The sequence below is a fragment of the Rodentibacter caecimuris genome, from assembly GCF_001019715.1.
In the GTDB taxonomy this organism is placed as follows: Bacteria; Pseudomonadota; Gammaproteobacteria; order Enterobacterales; family Pasteurellaceae; genus Rodentibacter; species Rodentibacter caecimuris.
Genome location: NZ_BBXJ01000001.1, coordinates 1,365,990 through 1,387,051 on the forward strand (window position 1 = coordinate 1,365,990; position 21,062 = coordinate 1,387,051).

Genomic DNA, 21,062 nt, shown 5'->3' on the forward strand with positions numbered 1-21,062 from the left:
GATTTAGCCGATTAAAAACGATAAAATTCCTATTGAAATTTTAATTTAATAGGAATTTTCTTATGGCAAAAAGTCATTTGATTCCATAACCGGCTAAATGTATCGTTTCCCCAAAATCGGTAAGATACAAATAAAACGATTTGCTCAATCATATTATTCTGATGATGAATGTTTTGTATTCCGTTTCGCTGTGCTGGCAAAAATAATTTTATCAGGACGATAGCTAATACTCCCATATTGAAACGGGCGACCATCCGCCAAATAAGTCGTACTGGTGACATTAACAACCATCTCATATTCACCAAGATCCAAGGTCGTTTTTTCTTCTTCATTAGCATAACGAAAAGCAATTTTCCGTTGCGAGTGGCTAATTTTCAAACCTAATTCGCTTTCTAAATAGTGATAGATAGATTGTTCCACAATGTCACGGTTAATAAAAGGCACGATACGGCGATCAAAATAAGAAAGTTCATATTCCACATTTTCCCCATCAATTTCACGTATGCGACCTATACGGTAAAAATCAATTTGATCATTTACGTTAAAGATACGCATTAGTTTCTCTTCTCCTTGCACAATATACAAGCTCGTTAACGTTGTTTTCACTTGATGGGTTGAAGAGTAATTCAATTCTCTCAGCGTTTTAATTTCAGAAAGCATCTGAGGTTTTAATGGATCCTGTTCCAAAACGATAGAATTCCTTCCCTGTTGCTTTTGAATATAGCCGTCAATTTCCAGTAATGAAAGGGCTTTGCGAATAGTATCTTTAGAAAAACCATAGCTTTGCATTAACTCATTTTCACTGGGTAGTTCTTGGTTTTTCGTTAAATCCCCTTTGTTAATTTTACTTTTTATATCATCATAGACTTTTTTATATTTGCTCATTCTTTATTCCACGTTTCCTGTTTAGCGGATAGGATAGCATAAATCACTTAAATTTATGCGTATAAATCATGATCCATGTCACACTTTTACGTTAATGATTTTACTTTTACGTAAAAGATGTTGCGTAACACAAAATTTTAGCTAAAATTGGCAGCACTCTAGCTTCCATAAGGAAAAACTATGCTTACTCGTTCAAGTGGCATTTTAATGCACATCACCTCCTTACCTAATTCATTTGGTATCGGCAGTTTCGGGCAATCCGCCTATGATTTTGTCGATTTTTTGCTTGAAACCAAACAGACTTACTGGCAAATCCTGCCATTAACCACAACAAGTTACGGCGATTCCCCCTATCAATCTTTTTCCGCCATTGCCGGCAATCCTCATTTAATTGACCTTGATTTATTAACACAAATGGGGCTTTTAACAGAAAAAGACTACCATTCCGTTAATTTTGGCGATGATCCGACGCAAATTGATTATGAGCGTATAGCTTGTGCAAGACGCCCTATTTTAGAAACTGCGGTAAAAAACTTCGTTGCAAATGATAAGTTACAGCCTGAATTTAAAAACTTTGAAAAAAACAACCGCACTTGGTTATCGGATTACGCGGAATTTATGGCAATTAAAGAGTATTTTGGCAATCGTGCGTTGCAAGAATGGGATGACAAACAAGTTATTGCTCGAAAACCTGAGGCGTTAAAAAAATACCGCACAATGCTTGCTCCACAGATTCAATATTTTAAAGTGACACAATATTTTTTCTTCCAACAGTGGCAAGCATTGAAAGATTACGCCAACCAAAAAGGTATTAAAATTATCGGTGATATGCCGATTTATGTCTCTGCCGATAGTGTGGAAGTATGGACAAAACCGGAACTTTTTCAATTAGATGCTGAACGTCATCCACTTTTTGTGGCGGGGGTTCCTGCAGATCAGTTCAGTGCAACAGGACAACTCTGGGGTAATCCGCTTTATGATTGGGACGAACATAAAAAACAAGGCTATGCTTGGTGGATTTATCGCATTGAAGAAAGTTTTAAAATCTATGATGTGTTGCGTATCGACCATTTCAAAGGCTTTTCAGATTATTGGCAAGTTGACGGTAAGGCAGAAATTGCGAAGTACGGTAGCTGGCAACCGGGGCCGGGTTATGAACTATTCGAAGCCGTAAAACAACAATTGGGCGACTTACCGATTATCGCTGAAGATCTTGGTAATATTGATGATAAAGCGAAAAAATTATTAGCCGATTGCGGTTATCCCGGTATGAAAATTTTACAATTCGGTTTTGAAGATATTACGGGAGAAAGTTTTGACAGCCCGCATTACTGCATACCTCATTGTATTGCCTACACAGGTACGCACGATAACGACGTGCTAAACGGCTGGTATGACAGTTTAACCTCGGATCAACAACAATATGTGAATGATTATACTCATCGCAGTGCAGATGAATCTATTTGTCAGGCGGTTGTCCGTCAATTATTTGCAACAGTAAGTAATACGGCGATTGCCACTATGCAAGATATTTTAGATTTGCCAACCTGCTCAAGAATGAATATTCCCTCTACCATTGGCGGAAACTGGCAATGGCGGATGCAAAAAAGCGATTTAACTCAAGATAAAAAAGATTTCTTAACGAAAATAACCACGTTATATCAAAGAGCGAATAAGGAAAAAAACAATGATTAAATTTAGTGATTTTGTGCAAGCCAATGAAAAGAAGCCTCTTGAAAAATTAAACGATCAGGCTATTTATGTACAATTATTAAACTATGTAAAAACGCTTTCGGCGGATAAACCAAAAAATGTAGGAAAGCGGAAAGTTTATTATATTTCTGCTGAATTTTTGATTGGCAAATTATTATCTAACAACCTCATCAACCTTGGGGTGTATCAAGACGTTAAAGATGAATTGGCTCGTGCCGGAAAATCATTAAGCCATATTGAAGATATTGAACCCGAACCCTCTTTAGGAAATGGCGGCTTAGGTCGTTTAGCCTCTTGTTTTATTGACTCCATGGCAACACTTGGTTTAAATGCAGAAGGTGTGGGGTTAAATTATCACTGCGGGTTATTTAAACAAGTTTTTAAACAAAATGAACAAAAAACCGAACCAAATTATTGGATCGAAAAAAATTCTTGGTTGCGCCCAACCAACGTTAGCTATGAAGTGCCGTTTAAATCTTTTACGTTGACCTCAAAATTAGATCGTATTGATATTCTGGGTTATAAAAAATCAACTAAAAATTATCTCAATTTATTTGATATAAAATCAGTGAATTATCACTTAATCAAAGATGGGATTGAGTTCGATAAAACGAACATTAAAGAAAATTTAACCTTATTTCTTTATCCGGATGATTCTGATAAAAATGGAGAATTGCTACGCATTTATCAACAATATTTTATGGTATCCAATGCGGCACAATTATTAATTGATGAAGCAATTGAGCGTGGAAGTAACATACGGGATCTTGCGAACTATGCTTATGTGCAAATTAATGATACCCACCCTTCAATGGTGATTCCGGAGCTCATTCGCCTACTCACCGAAAAACATCGTCTTGAATTTTTAGACGCGGTAAAAATCGTCCGTAGTATGGTGGGTTATACCAACCACACGATCCTTGCTGAAGCCTTAGAAAAATGGCCTCTTGATTATTTAGAAGAAGTCGTTCCACATTTAGTCGTCATTATCAAAAAATTAGACAAATTGGTGCGTGCTGAACATAAGGATCCGGCGGTACAAATTATTGATAAACAGCATCGTGTACATATGGCTAATATGGATATCCATTTTTCAAACTCGGTCAATGGTGTTGCGGCATTACATACTGACATTTTGAAAAATGCGGAACTCAAAGCCTTTTATACGATCTATCCTGAAAAATTTAATAATAAAACAAACGGTATCACTTTCCGTCGTTGGTTAGAATTTTCCAACCAAGAGCTGGCAGCTTATCTAAAACAGCTTATTGGGGATAGCTATCTACAAGATGCAACACAGTTAGAAAAATTACTTACTTTTACCGATGATAAGCAAGTTCATCAAAAACTCGCCGAAATTAAATTTAAAAATAAGTTAGCGTTAAAAACCTATCTTAAAGAAAATAAAAACATTGAATTAGACGAAAATTCAATTATTGATACGCAAATTAAACGTTTCCATGAATACAAACGCCAACAGATGAATGCACTTTATGTGATTCATAAATATCTTGAGATCAAAGCAGGGAAATTACCCCAACGCAAAATTACCGTTATTTTTGGCGGTAAAGCAGCTCCTGCTTATATCATTGCACAAGATATTATTCACTTAATTCTTTGTTTATCCGAACTCATCAATCATGATCCGGAAGTAAACAAATATTTAAATGTTTATTTAGTAGAAAACTATAATGTGAGTGTGGCTGAAAAATTAATTCCGGCGACGGATATTTCAGAGCAAATCTCCCTTGCCTCAAAAGAAGCCTCTGGCACCGGTAATATGAAATTTATGCTTAACGGCGCATTAACACTGGGTACTATGGACGGCGCGAATGTTGAGATCGCAGAACTTGCGGGAGCAGAAAACATTTATACCTTTGGTAAAGATTCACAAAGTATCATTAAACTTTATGAAACCGCAGGCTATGTTTCAAAAGATTACTATACCAATGATAAGTATATTAAACGCGCGGTAGATTTTATTATCAATCCGACCTTGGTGAAACTCGGTAATCCGGTGCGTTTAAAACGCCTCTATAACGAATTATTGAATAAAGACTGGTTTATGACCTTAATTGACTTCAACGCTTACGTAAAAGCTAAAGAGCAAATTTTGGCGGATTATGAAGATCAAGATAGTTGGAATAAAAAAGTCGTTCAAAATATCGCAAAAGCGGGCTTCTTCTCGTCAGATCGAACTATTGCACAATACAACGCCGATATCTGGCACTGTGAGGATTAAAGGGGGGGGGCAATGAAACTACTTACCCTAAATGTACACGCTTGGTTAGAAGATAACCAAGCGGAGAAAATAGCCATTCTTGCTCAAACTATCGTAGAAAAAGGCTATGACATCATTGCGTTACAAGAAGTCAATCAACTGATGACAGCGCCACCGATTAGCCAAGCCTTAAAACGGGATAATTATGGCGTAATACTATTACGCCAAATTAACCAACAAGCCGAGCAAAAATATTCGCTGTTTTGGAGTAATTCACACATTGGCTATGATAAATATGATGAAGGTGTCGCATTCTTAACCCGACTACCCGTTTATGACGTTGATCCTTTTTATTGCAGCCGCCATCAACGCCTTGATTCCATTCTCTCACGCAAAATTCTGGGTTTAACCGTGGAGTATCAAGAGCAGCTCATAGACTGCTACTCCTGCCACATCAATTTGCCGGATTCAAAAGACGAAGATCAGCTCGACAATATTCGCACCATCATGACGCGCAGTCAGAGTAATAATCTAAAAATCCTAATGGGTGACTTCAATACCGATGCCATCACCAACCCTCAAGCCTATCAACAAATCAAAGCATTAGGTTTGCTTGATAGCTATGAAATAGCGGAACAAAAAGATTCGGGGATCACTGTGGCAAAAGCCATTGATGGTTGGCATAGCCATAGCGAAGAAAAACGTTTGGATTATATTTTTTTAAATCAAGCAAAAAGGGTTTTATCTAGTCAGGTTATTTTTAATGGTAAAAATAAACCTGTGATTTCCGATCATTTTGGCTTGGAAGTGGATGTCATTCTTTAGGAGAAAACAAATGAAAAAATTGCTAAGTTTTGAATTTTGGCAAAAATTCGGCAAATGCCTTATGGTGGTAATTGCCGTTATGCCGGCTGCCGGATTAATGGTGAGTATTGGTAACTCATTGCCTTTGTTGAGTGATGCCGAATGGGTCTCCCGCATTGGTAATATCATTGCCCAAATTGGTTGGGGGATCATCGGTAATCTACATCTCTTATTTGCCCTAGCCATTGGCGGCAGTTGGGCAAATGAGCGTGCAGGCGGAGCGTTTGCAGCAGGATTAGCCTTTATCTTAATCAACCTTGTTACCGGACATATTTTCGGTGTAAAAATTGAAATGCTGACAGATCCCAACGCGCATGTCGGCACCCTACTTGCCGGTGAAATTCCCGTCGCAAACTACTTCGTCAATATACTCGGACAACCGGCATTGAATATGGGAGTCTTTGTGGGTATCATCGCCGGCTTTGTAGGGGCAACAACATTCAATCGCTACTACAACTTCCGCAAACTACCTGAAGTGCTCACCTTCTTTAACGGCAAACGCTTCGTGCCTTTTGTTGTGATTTATCGTTCCGTATTAGTTGCATTACTCCTTGCTTTATTTTGGCCTTTAGTACAATCGGGAATCAATCATTTCGGTCAATGGATAGCCAGTTCACAAAATAGCGCCCCAATCCTTGCCCCCTTTATCTACGGTACATTAGAACGTCTTTTATTGCCTTTCGGTTTGCACCATATGCTCACTATCCCAATGAACTATACATCATTAGGCGGCACTTATGAGTTCTTAACAGGAGCGCAAAAAGGTGTGCAAGTCTTTGGACAAGATCCATTGTGGCTGGCGTGGATCTCCGACTTAATCAATTTAAAAGATACGGGTAATTTGGCTCAATATAACGAACTACTCTCAAGCGTCACACCGGCTCGTTTTAAAGTCGGGCAAATGATTGGTTCAAGCGGTATCTTGATGGGAATTACCCTAGCAATGTATGTCAATGTCGATGCAGATAAGAAAAAAATTTATAAAGGGATTTTCCTCTCTTCTGCCCTTGCCGTTTTCCTTACCGGTGTAACAGAACCGATTGAATATATGTTTATGTTCGCCGCTGTGCCGCTTTATATCGTGTATGCTTTGGTTCAAGGTGCGGCATTTGCCATGGCGGATATTGTGAATTTACGGATGCATTCATTCGGTAATATTGAGTTTTTAACCCGTACACCAATGGCAATTAAAGCCGGCATTGGCATGGATGTCATCAACTTTATTTGGGTTTCTATTCTCTTTGCATTAGCTATGTTCCTGATTGCGAATTTTATGATTAAAAAATTCAACCTAGCAACGGCGGGACGCAATGGTAACTATGATGCGAAAAATGCCGATGAAAATACGTCCAACGAACCCAAAGTCGCCAACGCAAGCGCACAAGTCGTGCAAATTGTGAACTTACTTGGCGGACGCAATAATATTGCCGATGTTGATGCCTGTATGACACGCTTACGTATTACCGTGCATAATGCCGATTTAGTTGGCAATGAGGCGGGTTGGAAACAAGCCGGCGCGATGGGGATTATTATCAAAGGAACCGGTATTCAAGCCATCTACGGGCCAAAAGCCGATGTGCTGAAATCCGATATTCAAGATCTGCTTGCCTCCGGTGCTGAAATTCCGAAAGTTTAAGCCATATTCAAGCGACCAAAAAGTGCGGTTAAAATTAACCGCACTTTTTTATCATTCCGATGTGATATAAGTTAGCTTTATACAAAATGTGAAGATGTACTTTATGCGCCTTGGAGCATTACCCTTATAATCCGCTAAAACGTCGGTTTTATGCAACTGCGACATAATACCGAAAAACTTTTTCATTTTTAACCGCACTTTTTTATTTCCATTTCATAGAAATTAGCATAGCATAGGCGGCGAAACTTATTTTCACCATAATAAAAGGAGTAATCATGAAATTACGCACGTTTGCCTTTAGTATCGCAACACTATTAGCCAGTACGGCAAGTTTTGCCGGTGTGGTTTCCAGTTCATCAAATATCGATTTTCTAGCTATTGATGGTCAAAAAGCAAGTAAATCCCTTCTAAACAAAAATAACTCATTCAACATCAATGATAGCAACACCCATCAAGTCGTCGTGCGTGTGGGCGAAATTGTTGGTAGCGGTTCAAGCCAATCTCTATTTGAATCCAACCCAATTATTGTTACCTTTCAAGGTTCAACCGAAGATATTGTGATTTCCACTCCTAGCATTCGCACTAAAGCTGAAGCAGAAAAATTCAACGGAGCGCCTGTTATCAGCGTGAAAACAGCCTCAGGTCAGAATATTCCGGCAAAAATAGATACGTTAAAACAAGAAGGTCTGTTTCCATCGGCGAATATTGTGAGTGATCTAGCAAACTATAACGCTTCGGGTGCAATCGCAGCGGTTCCGGCACTGGCTACGGCAAGTATGCAACCAATGATGGGGGCGATGCCTGCTACAAACGATAAAGCAACTAAGGGTAAAGTCGTTGTTCAAGGTGAAAATGTCGCGGAACAACAATTACAATATTGGTTCCAACAAGCGGATAAAGAAACCCAAACCCGTTTCTTAAATTGGGCAAAATCCCATAAATAATGACCGCACTTTATAACGGAGAGTGAGCTATCAAGCTCACTTTTCTATTTTGATAAGGATTCAAAATGAATAACTGGTTAAACGCAAAAGTCATCGCTTCCATTCCAATATTTATTAGCGTGAATCTCGCCGCTTTCGGTGTTTGGTTCTTTGATATTTCCAGTCAATCCATGCCATTAATTTTGGGAATTATTTCAGGTGGATTAGTGGACTTGGATAACCGTTTAACCGGTCGTTTAAAAAATATTTTTTACACATTAGTTGCCTTTGCCATTTCTTCTTTTGTAGTGCAGCTCAATATCGGCAAACCGATTCAATACATTGCATTAATTACTTCGCTTACCTTCATTTTTACTATGATAGGGGCTGTTGGACAACGTTACAGTACCATTGCTTTCGGTGCACTTGTTGTCGCGCTCTATACAACGCTCACTCATGATCCCAATGACACAGAAAGTTGGTTTATTAAAACAACACTGATTTTGCTCGGTACGCTACTTTATAGTGTGATAACCCTAATCGTTCATCTTTTTTTCCCAAATCGCCCCGTACAAGAAAGTGTTGCTAAAGCCTTTTGCTCCTTAGGGGAATATTTAGATGCCAAATCAATGTTTTTCGATCCCGATGAAATTGATGAAATCGAGAAAAAACACCTCAATTTCGCCCTCAAAAATGCCAACGTCATAAATGCGTTTAACCTTGCCCGAACCGCACTTTTTTATCGTATTCGAGGGCAACACCGACATATCCGCACACAAAAAATGATTCGCTATTATTTTGCCGCACAAGAAATCCATGAGCGAGCCAATTCCACCCATTTTGATTATCAACAAATTGCCGAAAAACTTAAAAATACGGATCTGATTTTCCGTATTCAACGATTATTGGAATTACAAGCCCAATCCTGTCAAGAAATTAAGCAAAGTTTACGTCATAACCGCCCTTATCATTATAACCAACGGGTAGAAAAAGCCCTCCTCGGCACCTTACAATCTTTTGAGCTGTATCGTCAAAAATACCCCGATGACAAAGATCTGATTATTCATATTCAAGGGTTATTGGATAATTTGCAAAATATTAATTGGCAAATGAATCAATTAGAACAAGAGTCCAACATCAATGAGCCGCTTGCGCAAATTCATACCGTGCAAGTAACGGGGCTAAAGAATATTCTTTCCACTATTGCCGGACACTTTACCTTTGAATCGCAATTATTCCGTCATGCCGTGCGCTTATCTATTGTCGTTTTCCTTTGCTGTGTCATTGTGGATTTTTTCCAATTCAATCTCGGTTATTGGATCTTACTCACGGCAATTTTTGTTTGCCAGCCCAATTACTCCGCAACTAAAGCACGACTACGCCAACGCATTATCGGCACAATCTTAGGTGTAATTGTGGGGCTACTACTACCTTATTTAAATCCGACCCTTGAATTAAAACTCGGCCTAATTGTGCTAACCAGTACACTATTTTTCTTCTTTCGCAGTAATAATTACAGTTTTTCAACTTTTTTCATTACTCTACAAGTATTATTAGGCTTTGATATCATGGGTTTCAGCACGGAAACCGCGCTGATTCCCCGTGTACTTGATACCTTACTTGGCTCGGCTATTGCTTGGTTTGGCGTCTCTTATTTATGGCCGGATTGGAAATACTTACAACTTGATAAAGTCAGCCGACTTGCTATCAAAAGTGATGCACAATATTTGTTACATATCACCAGTCAGTTACAATTTAGCAAAAGCGATGATCTTAAATATCGCATTGCCCGCCGTAATGCACACGAATACAACGCCGCACTGAGTACAACCATTTCCAATATGAACAGTGAACCGATGAAATATCAAGCACATTTGCAAGAAGGCTTTGATTTACTCAAAATCAATTATTCTTTATTAAGCTATATCTCTGCACTTGGCTCATACCGCTATAAAATGCGCGAATTACAACAAACCACCGGTTTTCTATCGGGCTTTTATCCAGCAGCCAAAAAAATTATTTACGCCCTTGAAAACATCGAAAAACTCACGCCTGAGGTTTTTGCTAAATTATTTGAAAATATTGAATCCAGTTTGAAAGAGATTCACGTATCTGAAAATACGGCATTTGTACTCCCATATCAGCAGTTAAATCTAATCGCACAACTATTGCCGCAAATTTATAGCTACTTTCATAAAACATCCAATCATGACTCAAACCATGAAGATAAATAAAAAATCGGATTTTTTAACCGCACTTTGCGGTAAAAACCGAGTATTACAATAAAACGAGGCGAATTGTCACCTTATGTCATCATTTAAAGGCATTGAAATCATACCTTTTTAAAATTAACCACACTTATTTTTGGGTAGGATTCTACCCTAAATTTCCTATTGTTCTTCCGCCCATAAATAGGGATAATAACGCCCTATTTAAAAGGCAGGCAGTGATGACACATTATATTTTATTAATTATTGGTACCGCATTGATTAACAACTTCGTCCTAGTGAAGTTTCTTGGGCTTTGTCCCTTTATGGGCGTATCAAAAAAAATTGAAACCGCAATCGGCATGGGCTTAGCAACCATGTTCGTTTTAACCGTTGCCTCACTCTCTGCTTATTTGGTCGATCACTATATTTTATTACCTTTAAATGCAACTTTTTTACGAACCCTTGTGTTTATTCTGGTGATTGCCGTTGTGGTTCAATTTACCGAAATGGCTATTAATAAAACCAGCCCGACACTTTATCGGCTGCTTGGTATTTTTTTACCGCTGATCACAACAAACTGTGCCGTTCTAGGTGTGGCATTACTCAATGTCAATCTTGCCCATAACTTAACCGGATCAGTCCTCTATGGCTTTGGCGCATCACTAGGCTTTTCCTTAGTATTAGTTTTATTTGCCGCATTACGTGAACGCTTAGTGGCGGCAGATGTACCCAATACATTTCAGGGTGCATCCATTGCATTAATCACGGCGGGTTTAATGTCACTTGCCTTTATGGGATTCACAGGGCTCGTTAAGTAACACTCATCGTTAATTATGATCTACTTTTTAATGGCTGTTACCGTGTTAATTTTACTTATCGGGCTCTATCAAAAATTTTCAGGGAAAATGAAGAAATAATGACTATTCTACTTATTGTCATCAGTCTGCTTGCGCTCATTTTCGGTGCTATTTTGGGATTTGCTTCCTTAAAACTAAAAGTGGAAGCCGATCCTATTGTAGAAAAAATTGATGCCATATTACCACAAAGCCAATGCGGTCAATGCGGTTATCCCGGCTGCAAACCCTATGCGGAAGCAGTTTGCAATGGTGATTCAATTACCAAATGTGTTCCGGGCGGGCGGGACACCATAGTAAAAATTGCAGAGATTCTAGGTGTTGACGTGCCGGCAGTTGATGGCATGGAAGAACCGGTCGAAACCGTGGCGTTTATTGATGAAAATATGTGTATTGGCTGCACCAAATGTATTCAAGCCTGTCCGGTCGATGCCATTATTGGGACAAATAAAATGATGCACACTATTATTCCCGATCTTTGCACCGGCTGTGAACTTTGTGTCGCACCTTGCCCGACAGATTGCATCTCAATGATTCCGGTAAAAAAAGGTATTGATAGTTGGGATTGGAAATTTGACGCAAAGCTGGTTATTCCGGTAGTGAATGTGAACGGTAGCGAAAAAAAACGGGTTGTGGGGGAATAAATGGCGGACGTTTTATCTCGTTTTAATTCCGGTAAACTATGGGATTTCAAAGGGGGAATTCATCCTCCGGAAATGAAAGATCAATCTAACCATCAACCGATCAGAATACTTCCTTTAAGCAAGGATTTTTATATTCCGCTCAAACAACACTCAGGTCAGGCGGGTAATGTTTTAGTGAACGTCGGTGATTATGTTTTAAAAGGACAAGCCTTAACGCAAGGTGACGGTTTACGCGTACTCCCCGTTCATGCACCGACATCCGGCACAATTAAAAATATTGCCCCCTATGTCGCCGCACATCCTTCCGGGCTTGATGAAATGACTATTCATTTACAGGCTGACGGTTTGGATCAACATATTGAACAACACCCGATTGAAGATTTTCTTCACCTAACTGCGGAACAACTTATCGAAAAAATTTATCTTGCCGGCATTGCGGGCTTGGGAGGCGCCGTATTCCCTACCGCCGCCAAGATCCAATCAGCGGATAAAAAAGTCAAATTATTGATTATTAACGGTGCGGAATGTGAACCTTACATCACCTGTGATGATCGCCTAATGCGTGAACATGCCGATGAAATTATTGAAGGCGTGCGTATTTTACGCTATATCCTACGCCCTGAAAAAGTAGTTATCGCCATTGAAGATAACAAACCTAACGCCATTGAAGCAATTAATGCGGCGCTACACGGCGCAAATGATATTGATGTACGCGTAATCCCAACGAAATACCCGTCCGGCGCAGCAAAACAACTCATTTATTTACTCACCGGTATGGAAGTGCCAAGCGGCTCACGCTCCTCCAATATTGGCGTTTTAATGCACAACGTGGGGACTGCTTTTGCGATAAAAAGAGCTGTCATCAATGACGAACCTTTAATTGAACGCGTAGTTACATTAACCGGCGATAAAATTCAAGAAAAAGGGAATTATTGGGTACGTCTCGGCACGCCAATTTATCACGCATTAACTCATACGGGTTATCAATTTGATGAACGTTTCCCTGTGTTCGTCGGCGGCCCAATGATGGGCTTGGAGCTACCGAATTTAAATGCACCGGTCACCAAAATCGTCAATTGCTTGCTTGCGCCGGATCATTTTGAATATACCGAACCGGAGCCGGAAAAAGCCTGTATTCGCTGCTCAAGCTGCTCGGACGCTTGTCCGGTAAATTTAATGCCACAGCAACTTTACTGGTTCGCACGCAGTGAAGATCACACAAAATCGGAAGAATATGCTTTAAAAGATTGTATTGAATGTGGCGTATGTGCTTATGTTTGCCCGAGCCATATCCCGCTTATTCAATATTTCCGCCAAGAAAAAGCAAAAATTTGGCAAATAAAAGAAAAACAGAAAAAAGCGGAAGAAGCAAAAATTCGCTTTGAAGCGAAACAAGCACGTATGGAACGTGAAGAACAGGAACGTAAAGCCCGTTCTCAACGCGCAGCTGAAGCCCGTCGCGAAGAATTAGCCAAAACCAAAGGCGAAGATCCGGTAAAAGCAGCATTAGCACGTCTCAAAGCGAAAAAAGCCGGTTCGGAAGAAATAACTCAGCAGAAAACATTAACAACAGAAAAAGGCGAAATTTTACCGGATAATAGCGATATAACGGCATTGCGTAAAGCACGTCGTCTAGCCCGCCAACAAACGGAAATAAAAACAGAACATCTTAATAATAGCGAAGAAACAGCCTCAGAAAATCCGAAAAAAGTCGCCGTGGCTGCCGCTATTGCCCGTGCGAAAGCTAAAAAATTGGCTCAGGCTAACCATAATGGTGATATAACAACGGAAAATGTGGAACAAGAAACAGGCGAAAAACCAACCGCACTTGATCCAAAAAAAGCGACTGTGGCTGCCGCTATTGCCCGCGCAAAAGCCAAAAAATTGGCTCAAACTAACCATGATAGCGATATAACAACGGAAAATGCGGAGCAAAAAACAGACGAAAAACCAACCGCACTTGATCCGAAAAAAGCCGCTGTGGCTGCCGCTATCGCCCGTGCGAAAGCCAAGAAATTGGCTCAGACTAACCATGATAGCGATATAGCAACGGAAAATGCGGAGCAAAAAACGGACGAAAAACCAACCGCACTTGATCCGAAAAAAGCCGCTGTGGCTGCCGCTATTGCCCGTGCGAAAGCCAAGAAATTGGCTCAAACTAACCATGATGGTGATATAACAACGGAAAGTGTGGAACAAAAAACAGACGAAAAACCAACCGCACTTGCTCCAAAAAAAGCGGCTGTGGCTGCCGCTATTGCCCGTGCGAAAGCCAAAAAATTGGCTCAGACTAACCATGATAGCGATATAACAACGGAAAATGCGGAACAAGAAACAGGCGAAAAACCAACCGCACTTGATCCGAAAAAAGCCGCTGTGGCTGCTGCAATTGCCCGTGCGAAAGCCAAGAAATTGGCTCAAGCCCAACAGAAATCAGATAATGCACAGGAATAAACAATGTTTAAAATGGTCAGTTCTCCTCACTCACATTCAGGGAAGTTAACAGCTCGTATTATGCTTTGGGTCATCTTAGCCATGATGCCGGCTCTATTTACACAAATTTATTATTTTGGTTTCGGTGTACTCATTCAATCGGTATTAGCGATCATTGTGGCGTTACTTGCTGAATTGTTAGCAATGAAATTACGCGGTAAAAAGCCGTTATCCTATCTTTCCGATTTCAGCGTAGTTCTAACCGCCTTGATTTTAGCCGTGGCAATTCCTCCCTATGCCCCTTATTGGATTATTATTATCGGTACACTTTGTGCGGTACTACTGGGTAAACATGTGTATGGCGGATTAGGGCAAAACCCCTTTAATCCGGCAATGATTGGCTATGTCGTATTATTAATTTCGTTCCCATTACAAATGACTACTTGGATACCGCCAATTCATTTATTGCAGGAACCGCCTACACTCTCCGATGCTGTCGCATTAATTTTTTCTGGCTTAACCACCGATGGATTTTCCTTGCCACAACTTACCCATAGTATTGACGGCATCACGCAGGCTACACCGTTAGACAGTGCAAAAATCTTTTATTCTAATCACAAAGAATTAACGGATTTCTATGAACTGATTAAAATGCCAATTTTTATGGGGAACGGTACGGACTTTGCACAGGGGTGGTGGCAAGTCAATCTTGCTTTTTTACTCGGCGGCGTATTTTTAATCTTAAAACGCACCATTCATTGGCAAATCCCCGTAGCAATGCTCACCACATTTTTTTGCTTGGCAACCATTACCGCCATAACGGGGGGGACACATTTAAGTGCGGTGAGCCAAATGTTCAGCGGTGCAATGATGTTTGGCGCATTTTTTATTGCGACCGATCCGGTTACAGCCTCCATTACACCGCGTGGAAAAATCGTATTTGGCGCATTAGTAGGACTTCTCACCTATCTTATCCGCTATCACGGCAATTACCCTGACGGCGTTGCATTTGCGATTTTATTAAGTAATATCTGCGTTCCTCTCATCGACCATTACACCCGCCCTCGTGTTGCGGGCTACGGCATAAAAGGGAGAAAAAACTAATGGGCATTATTAAAACTACTTCTCAATATGGCGTGATTTTAGGCTTTATTGCGCTACTTTGTAGTGCTATTTCATCCGGCATTTTTTTTCTGACAAAAGGTAAAATTGATGAAGCCATGGCGGCACAACAACGGGAACTCCTGCTCCAAGTAATCCCACAAAGCTATTTTGATAATAATTTGCTAGAAAGTGCAGTGACGCCAAAGTCAGAAGATTTAGCCGGTATTCAAAAAGTTTATTTCGCAAAGAAAGACCATCATCTTTCAGCCTATGTCTATGAAACAACCGCACCGGACGGCTATTCCGGCGATATTCGCTTACTTGTCGGTTTAACGCCTGAGGGCAACGTGTTAGGCGTACGGGTGATCGAGCATCATGAAACACCGGGGTTAGGCGATAAAATCGAACTCCGTATTTCCAAGTGGATTTTATCTTTCGATCATCAGTCTATTAATGAAACTAATTTAACCGATTGGGCGGTCAAAAAAGACGGCGGAAAATTTGATCAATTCTCCGGAGCAACCATTACTCCCCGCGCCATTGTAAATCAAGTAAAACGTTCGGCCCTAACCATGCTTAACAATCAGGCAACATTGCAACAGATTGCGATTCAAGAAAGGGAATAATATGACAAATTTAACGGAAAAAACCACCGCACTTGAAGAAGCGCTACCTCAAAACAACGTTAAGGATCAGACGGAAAAATCCGTATGGCGGGAAATTTTTATACAAGGCATTTGGAAAAATAATCCAGCAATCGTGCAGCTATTAGGGCTTTGTCCTTTATTGGCAGTTTCCAGTACTGCGACCAATGCTCTCGGTTTAGGGCTTGCAACCATGCTGGTTTTAATTTGCACCAATACGGTAATTTCGCTCTTTCGCAAGCAAATTCCTCACGAAATTCGCATTCCTATTTATGTGATGATCATTGCAACGACTGTCACCGTGGTGCAATTATTAATGAATGCTTACACCTACAGATTGTATCAATCTCTTGGTATTTTTATTCCACTGATTGTGACAAACTGTATTGTCATTGGTCGAGCTGAAGCCTTTGCGTCCAAAAATAATCTTTTACAGTCTATTTGGGACGGTTTCTCGATGGGGTTCGGTATGGCTTTAAGCCTTACTATGCTTGGCGCACTCCGTGAAATTTTCGGGCAAGGGACGATTTTTGAAGGTATCGAAAATCTTTTTGGCGAACAAGCAAAATTTCTCACTTTCCATATTTACCAAACGGATAGCAGCTTTTTACTCTTCATCCTGCCGCCGGGTGCATTTATTGGATTGGGATTACTCCTTGCCCTAAAAAATAGAATTGATAACCGAAGAAAAATATAGATTGAACACACACTTAATCTTCCCCGTGTAAATAGCCCGACCGACTTGGCATTTTTAGGAAAATTTGTATTGTTTGAGCCAACGGCGAGTTTACAAATTTTCCGTAAAGAAATGACAACAAAGGTCGGAAAAGCGATTTAATCGGGGTGTGTTCTTTGCTACTTTCTTGCACAGCAAGAAAGTAGAAGGAAATAAAATTATGAATCAGAAAAAAAGAATTGAAATATTAACCCGACTACGGGATCAAAATCCCCACCCGACTACCGAATTGCAGTATAATTCGCCCTTCGAATTATTAATCGCGGTGATTTTATCGGCGCAAGCCACTGATAAAGGGGTAAATAAAGCGACAGAAAAACTTTTTCCCGTTGCCAATACTCCACAAGCGATTTTAGATCTGGGCTTGGATGGCTTAAAAAGCTACATTAAAACGATCGGACTTTATAATAGTAAAGCAGAAAACATCATTAAAACCTGCCGCGATCTCATTGAAAAACACAACGGTGAAATACCGGAAAATCGTGAAGCCTTAGAAGCTCTTGCCGGCGTTGGACGAAAAACTGCGAATGTGGTATTAAATACCGCCTTTGGTCACCCCACCATTGCAGTCGATACCCATATATTTCGCGTATGCAATCGCACTAATTTTGCACTGGGTAAAGATGTTGTCAAAGTGGAAGAAAAACTCTTAAAAGTGGTGCCCGATGAATTTAAAGTAGATGTGCATCACTGGCTGATCTTACACGGTCGTTACACTTGTGTTGCCAGAAAGCCCCGTTGCGGTTCCTGTATTATTGAGGATCTCTGCGAATATAAAGAAAAAACCGAATATTAAAAACAACTCATTTTTTGACCGCACTTTTATTAATAGGAAAGACAATGACAACAAATAAACAACAACGTCAAACTTGGTCTAGCCGACTGACTTATGTAATGACCGTTGCCGGCGCAACCGTTGGTTTCGGTGCAACTTGGCGATTCCCTTATCTTGTCGGAGAAAATGGCGGCGGCGCTTACGTACTGCTTTTTTGTCTTGCCATGATTGTAATCGGAATTCCAATGATTTTAGTGGAAAATGTAATAGGTCGCCGTTTACGAGTAAACTCCATTGATGCTTTTGGCGATAAAATTCTAGATAAAGGCAAACATATTTCAAAACATTGGAAGATCATCGGTTATATGGGGTTGCTCGGGGCATTTGGTATTATGGCTTATTATATGGTACTGGGTGGCTGGGTTATTTCTTATATCCTAAACTTAATCAACGGTACTCTTGATATTTCAACCCCCATTACAAAAGATGTCGCCAAAAACTTCTATGATCTTCATATTGGCAACAGCCCTTATGAAATTATGTTTTACACCTTCCTTTTTGTCATCGTCAATTACATTATTTTGGCAAAAGGTATCATTGGCGGTATTGAACGTTCGGTCAAATATTTAATGCCGTTACTGTTTATTTTCTTGATCGGTATGGTGATCCGCAATATTACCTTGCCGGGTGCAATGGAAGGGATTACTTTCTATTTAAAACCGGATTTCAGTAAGATTACTCCTCAACTTTTCATTTTTGTATTAGGACAAGTCTTCTTTGCTTTGAGCCTTGGCTTTGGTGTTTTAATTACCCTTTCAAGCTATCTTAATAAGGAAGAAAACCTCATTCACACAGCTGTCATTACCGGTTTTACCAATACCATAATTGCGGTACTTGCCGGTTTTATGATCTTTCCTTCATTATTCACTTTTGGTATCGAACCCAATGCCGGCCCAACTTTAGTCTTCCAAAGTTTACCGATTGTTTTCTCCCATTTATGGGCGGGAAAATTCTTTGCCATCATTTTCTTTAGCTTATTATTAATTGCAGCCCTCACGACTTCTATTACTATTTACGAAGTCATTATTACCGCATTACAAGAAAAACTTCGTATGCGCCGTAGCAAAGCAATCATTTTAACCCTAGGAGGGATTTTTCTTGCGGGCAACATTCCGGCCATTCTAGGCGATAATCTTTGGAAAGACGTTACTATTTTCGGTAAAAGTATTTTTGATTTCTATGATTATGCGAGTGGCAATATTTTATTTATGCTCACCGCATTAGGCTGCGCAATTTTCGTTGGTTTTGTATTAAAAGATGAAGCCAAAAAAGAGCTCTCTCAAACACCTGATTCGACCTTCACCAAAATTTGGTTTAACTATGTAAAATTTGTTGTACCTGTGATTATTATCGTGATTTTCATCAGTAACTTATTTTAATCCATAAAAAAACCGAGCCAATGCTCGGTTTTTCTTTGTTACTTACTTTCTGCAATCGTTTTTTTCTCTTCCAATTCTTCCCAACGCAAAAATGTTTGTTCAAGCAGGGATTCAATATCAGCCAACTCCTTTAGCTTCGCCTCTGTAATTTCATGTGATTGTTGGAAAAACGTAGGCTCACCAACTTCCGCTTGAAGTGCGGTCAATTTTTCCTCTAATTCTTCCAATTGCTGCGGGAGTTGTTCTAATTCCCGTTGCTCCTTATAGGATAATTTAACGGACTTTGACTTATTAGAAGTGCGGTCGGTTTTGACAGTATTTTCTTGTGGCTTAGCTGACAATTTCTTCGTCATCTCTTGTTCGGCTTTAGCTGCCCAAAAATTGGCTTGCTGCTGTTTTGCATCAAAGAAACCGCCTACATATTTATTGACTACGCCTTCTCCTTCAAATAAATAGCATTCAGTGGCGGTATTATCAATAAACTGACGATCATGACTCACGATCAATAATGTGCCCTGATAATCCGTCAAAATTTCTTCTAACAATTCTAAGGTTTCCACATCTAAATCATTGGTGGGTTCATCAAGAATCAGTAAATTATTCGGTTTAAGTAATAATTTTGCCAACAACAAACGGTTACGTTCCCCACCGGATAAGGCTTTCACCGGTGTCATTGCCCGTTTAGGCGGAAATAAGAAATCTTGTAAATACCCCAGTACATGGCGTTTTATACCGTTCACTTCAATATCTTGCTTACCGTCGGCAACGTTATCCATAACTGTTTTTTCCGGATCAAGCTCCGAGCGGTATTGGTCAAAATAGGCGATCTCTAATTTTGTCCCCGTACGAATTTTTCCACTTGTCGGTTGAATTTCACCGAGTAGTAATTTAATAAAAGTGGTTTTACCACAGCCATTTGCTCCTACTAGTGCAATTTTATCGCCTCTCAAAATAGTTGTGCTGAAATCCTTTAACAAGGTCTTACCCGCCACCTCATAACTCACGTTTTCCATTTCAAACACGATTTTTCCGGAACGGCTTGAGCTATCAAGTTGTAATTTTGCCGTTCCCATCACATCACGGCGTTGGCTACGTTCTTCACGCATTGCTTTTAATGCTCTCACCCGTCCTTCATTACGAGTACGGCGTGCTTTTATTCCCTGGCGAATCCACACTTCTTCTTGCGCTAATCTTTTATCAAATAATTCATTTTGAAGTGCTTCTACACGTAAATTTTCTTCTTTTGTCGTGAGATACAAATCATAATTCCCCGGATAAGAAACCAGCTGTCCGCGATCCAAATCAACAATACGGGTCGCCATTTTGCGAATAAAAGAACGATCATGGGAAATAAAAACAATACTACCGTTAAATTCTAAGAGGAAATTTTCCAGCCATTCAATTGCTTCCACATCTAAGTGGTTAGTCGGCTCATCAAGTAACAACACATCCGGATCGCACACTAAGGCACGGGCTAAAGCCGCTTTACGTAACCAACCGCCGGAAAGTGCGGTCAATTTTGTGTTCGGATTTAATCCCAATTTGAGCAAAACTTCTTTGATTTTATTTTCAAACCGCCAACCATCAGCATGTTCTAACTTTGCCTGAATTTGTTCAAATTGATTCAAGATTTGATCACTATAATTTTCTTCCAATTGAATGGAAATACGGTGATATTCTTTTAATAAATCCGTTATATGATCGATACCTTCCGCCACATAATCAAATACATTACCTTCCGCATTACGAGGCGGATCCTGTTCAAGACGGGATATCACTAAATCTTTTTCATATTGAATATTGCCATCATCCAACAAGACGTCGCCGGCAATAATTTTGAGTAATGTTGATTTGCCCGCACCATTTCGCCCGACCAAACAAACGCGCTCATTAGGCTCAATATGGAGCTCGGTATGATCCAACAATGGAGCATCACTAAAAGAAAGATAGCCATTCGTTAAGCTAATTAATGCCACAATAA

General features: G+C 40.0%; 16 protein-coding genes. 14 read left to right on the forward strand and 2 right to left on the reverse strand.

What is annotated here, in order from left to right:
* Positions 1-153 precede the first annotated feature (153 nt).
* Entirely contained in the window at positions 154-885 is a 732-nt protein-coding gene (locus PNEUHYL_RS06790) for a GntR family transcriptional regulator (RefSeq protein ID WP_059366440.1), read from the reverse strand.
* Positions 886-1,065: 180 nt separating this feature from the next.
* On the opposite strand from PNEUHYL_RS06790, the gene malQ reads away from it, so the two are divergent.
* From malQ to PNEUHYL_RS06860, 14 genes are all read left to right on the forward strand, one after another.
* Positions 1,066-2,580, forward strand: a complete 1,515-nt coding sequence (gene malQ / locus PNEUHYL_RS06795) for a 4-alpha-glucanotransferase (protein WP_059366442.1) — start codon at positions 1,066-1,068, stop codon at positions 2,578-2,580.
* Complete coding sequence (glgP, locus tag PNEUHYL_RS06800; protein ID WP_059366443.1) at positions 2,573-4,840, forward strand: glycogen/starch/alpha-glucan family phosphorylase; 2,268 nt, start codon at positions 2,573-2,575, stop codon at positions 4,838-4,840. The genes malQ and glgP overlap by 8 nt, the downstream gene beginning before the upstream one ends.
* A gap of 12 nt (positions 4,841-4,852) precedes the next feature.
* Complete coding sequence (locus tag PNEUHYL_RS06805; protein WP_059366445.1) at positions 4,853-5,644, forward strand: endonuclease/exonuclease/phosphatase family protein; 792 nt, start codon at positions 4,853-4,855, stop codon at positions 5,642-5,644.
* Between the two features lie 10 nt (positions 5,645-5,654).
* Entirely contained in the window at positions 5,655-7,319 is a 1,665-nt protein-coding gene (locus PNEUHYL_RS06810; RefSeq protein WP_059366447.1) for a PTS transporter subunit IIBC, read from the forward strand.
* A 275-nt stretch (positions 7,320-7,594) separates the two neighbouring features.
* Entirely contained in the window at positions 7,595-8,263 is a 669-nt protein-coding gene (locus PNEUHYL_RS06815) for a curli polymerization inhibitor CsgI-related protein (RefSeq protein ID WP_059366448.1), read from the forward strand.
* A gap of 65 nt (positions 8,264-8,328) precedes the next feature.
* Positions 8,329-10,476 carry a YccS family putative transporter gene (gene yccS / locus PNEUHYL_RS06820; protein WP_059366450.1) on the forward strand — a complete coding sequence of 716 codons (2,148 nt, stop codon included), beginning with the start codon at positions 8,329-8,331 and terminating at the stop codon, positions 10,474-10,476.
* 215 nt (positions 10,477-10,691) lie between these two features.
* On the forward strand, positions 10,692-11,270 hold the full coding sequence (gene rsxA / locus PNEUHYL_RS06825; RefSeq protein ID WP_059366451.1) for an electron transport complex subunit RsxA: 579 nt from the start codon (positions 10,692-10,694) through the stop codon (positions 11,268-11,270).
* Positions 11,271-11,368: 98 nt separating this feature from the next.
* Complete coding sequence (rsxB, locus tag PNEUHYL_RS06830) at positions 11,369-11,950, forward strand: electron transport complex subunit RsxB (RefSeq protein ID WP_059366453.1); 582 nt, start codon at positions 11,369-11,371, stop codon at positions 11,948-11,950.
* Positions 11,951-14,404: an electron transport complex subunit RsxC gene (gene rsxC, locus PNEUHYL_RS06835; protein ID WP_059366455.1), complete on the forward strand. Its 2,454-nt coding sequence runs from the start codon at positions 11,951-11,953 to the stop codon at positions 14,402-14,404.
* A 3-nt stretch (positions 14,405-14,407) separates the two neighbouring features.
* Positions 14,408-15,487 (forward strand): electron transport complex subunit RsxD, encoded by a 1,080-nt coding sequence (rsxD, locus tag PNEUHYL_RS06840; RefSeq protein WP_059366457.1) that lies wholly within the window; start codon positions 14,408-14,410, stop codon positions 15,485-15,487.
* The gene (gene rsxG, locus PNEUHYL_RS06845; RefSeq protein ID WP_059366459.1) at positions 15,487-16,113 is read left to right on the forward strand and encodes an electron transport complex subunit RsxG; all 627 of its coding nucleotides are present in this window, start codon (positions 15,487-15,489) and stop codon (positions 16,111-16,113) included. Before rsxD ends, rsxG begins: the two co-directional genes overlap by 1 nt.
* Before the next feature lies 1 nt (position 16,114).
* Positions 16,115-16,828 carry an electron transport complex subunit E gene (locus tag PNEUHYL_RS06850; protein ID WP_059366462.1) on the forward strand — a complete coding sequence of 238 codons (714 nt, stop codon included), beginning with the start codon at positions 16,115-16,117 and terminating at the stop codon, positions 16,826-16,828.
* Between the two features lie 199 nt (positions 16,829-17,027).
* Positions 17,028-17,663, forward strand: a complete 636-nt coding sequence (nth, locus tag PNEUHYL_RS06855; protein ID WP_059366464.1) for an endonuclease III — start codon at positions 17,028-17,030, stop codon at positions 17,661-17,663.
* A 44-nt stretch (positions 17,664-17,707) separates the two neighbouring features.
* Complete coding sequence (locus PNEUHYL_RS06860; protein WP_059366465.1) at positions 17,708-19,081, forward strand: sodium-dependent transporter; 1,374 nt, start codon at positions 17,708-17,710, stop codon at positions 19,079-19,081.
* A 38-nt stretch (positions 19,082-19,119) separates the two neighbouring features.
* On the opposite strand, the gene PNEUHYL_RS06865 is transcribed toward PNEUHYL_RS06860, so the two are convergent.
* The gene (locus PNEUHYL_RS06865) at positions 19,120-21,057 is read right to left on the reverse strand and encodes an ABC transporter ATP-binding protein (RefSeq protein WP_059366467.1); all 1,938 of its coding nucleotides are present in this window, start codon (positions 21,055-21,057) and stop codon (positions 19,120-19,122) included.
* Positions 21,058-21,062 lie beyond the last annotated feature (5 nt).

What these genes read in the sequence shown, in the direction of transcription:
- PNEUHYL_RS06790 (WP_059366440.1), bottom strand. Translation starts at nt 885, where the DNA reads ATGAGCAAATATAAAAAAGTCTATGATGATATAAAAAGTAAAATTAAC.
- malQ (WP_059366442.1), top strand. Translation starts at nt 1,066, where the DNA reads ATGCTTACTCGTTCAAGTGGCATTTTAATGCACATCACCTCCTTACCT.
- glgP (WP_059366443.1), top strand. Translation starts at nt 2,573, where the DNA reads ATGATTAAATTTAGTGATTTTGTGCAAGCCAATGAAAAGAAGCCTCTT.
- PNEUHYL_RS06805 (WP_059366445.1), top strand. Translation starts at nt 4,853, where the DNA reads ATGAAACTACTTACCCTAAATGTACACGCTTGGTTAGAAGATAACCAA.
- PNEUHYL_RS06810 (WP_059366447.1), top strand. Translation starts at nt 5,655, where the DNA reads ATGAAAAAATTGCTAAGTTTTGAATTTTGGCAAAAATTCGGCAAATGC.
- PNEUHYL_RS06815 (WP_059366448.1), top strand. Translation starts at nt 7,595, where the DNA reads ATGAAATTACGCACGTTTGCCTTTAGTATCGCAACACTATTAGCCAGT.
- yccS (WP_059366450.1), top strand. Translation starts at nt 8,329, where the DNA reads ATGAATAACTGGTTAAACGCAAAAGTCATCGCTTCCATTCCAATATTT.
- rsxA (WP_059366451.1), top strand. Translation starts at nt 10,692, where the DNA reads ATGACACATTATATTTTATTAATTATTGGTACCGCATTGATTAACAAC.
- rsxB (WP_059366453.1), top strand. Translation starts at nt 11,369, where the DNA reads ATGACTATTCTACTTATTGTCATCAGTCTGCTTGCGCTCATTTTCGGT.
- rsxC (WP_059366455.1), top strand. Translation starts at nt 11,951, where the DNA reads ATGGCGGACGTTTTATCTCGTTTTAATTCCGGTAAACTATGGGATTTC.
- rsxD (WP_059366457.1), top strand. Translation starts at nt 14,408, where the DNA reads ATGTTTAAAATGGTCAGTTCTCCTCACTCACATTCAGGGAAGTTAACA.
- rsxG (WP_059366459.1), top strand. Translation starts at nt 15,487, where the DNA reads ATGGGCATTATTAAAACTACTTCTCAATATGGCGTGATTTTAGGCTTT.
- PNEUHYL_RS06850 (WP_059366462.1), top strand. Translation starts at nt 16,115, where the DNA reads ATGACAAATTTAACGGAAAAAACCACCGCACTTGAAGAAGCGCTACCT.
- nth (WP_059366464.1), top strand. Translation starts at nt 17,028, where the DNA reads ATGAATCAGAAAAAAAGAATTGAAATATTAACCCGACTACGGGATCAA.
- PNEUHYL_RS06860 (WP_059366465.1), top strand. Translation starts at nt 17,708, where the DNA reads ATGACAACAAATAAACAACAACGTCAAACTTGGTCTAGCCGACTGACT.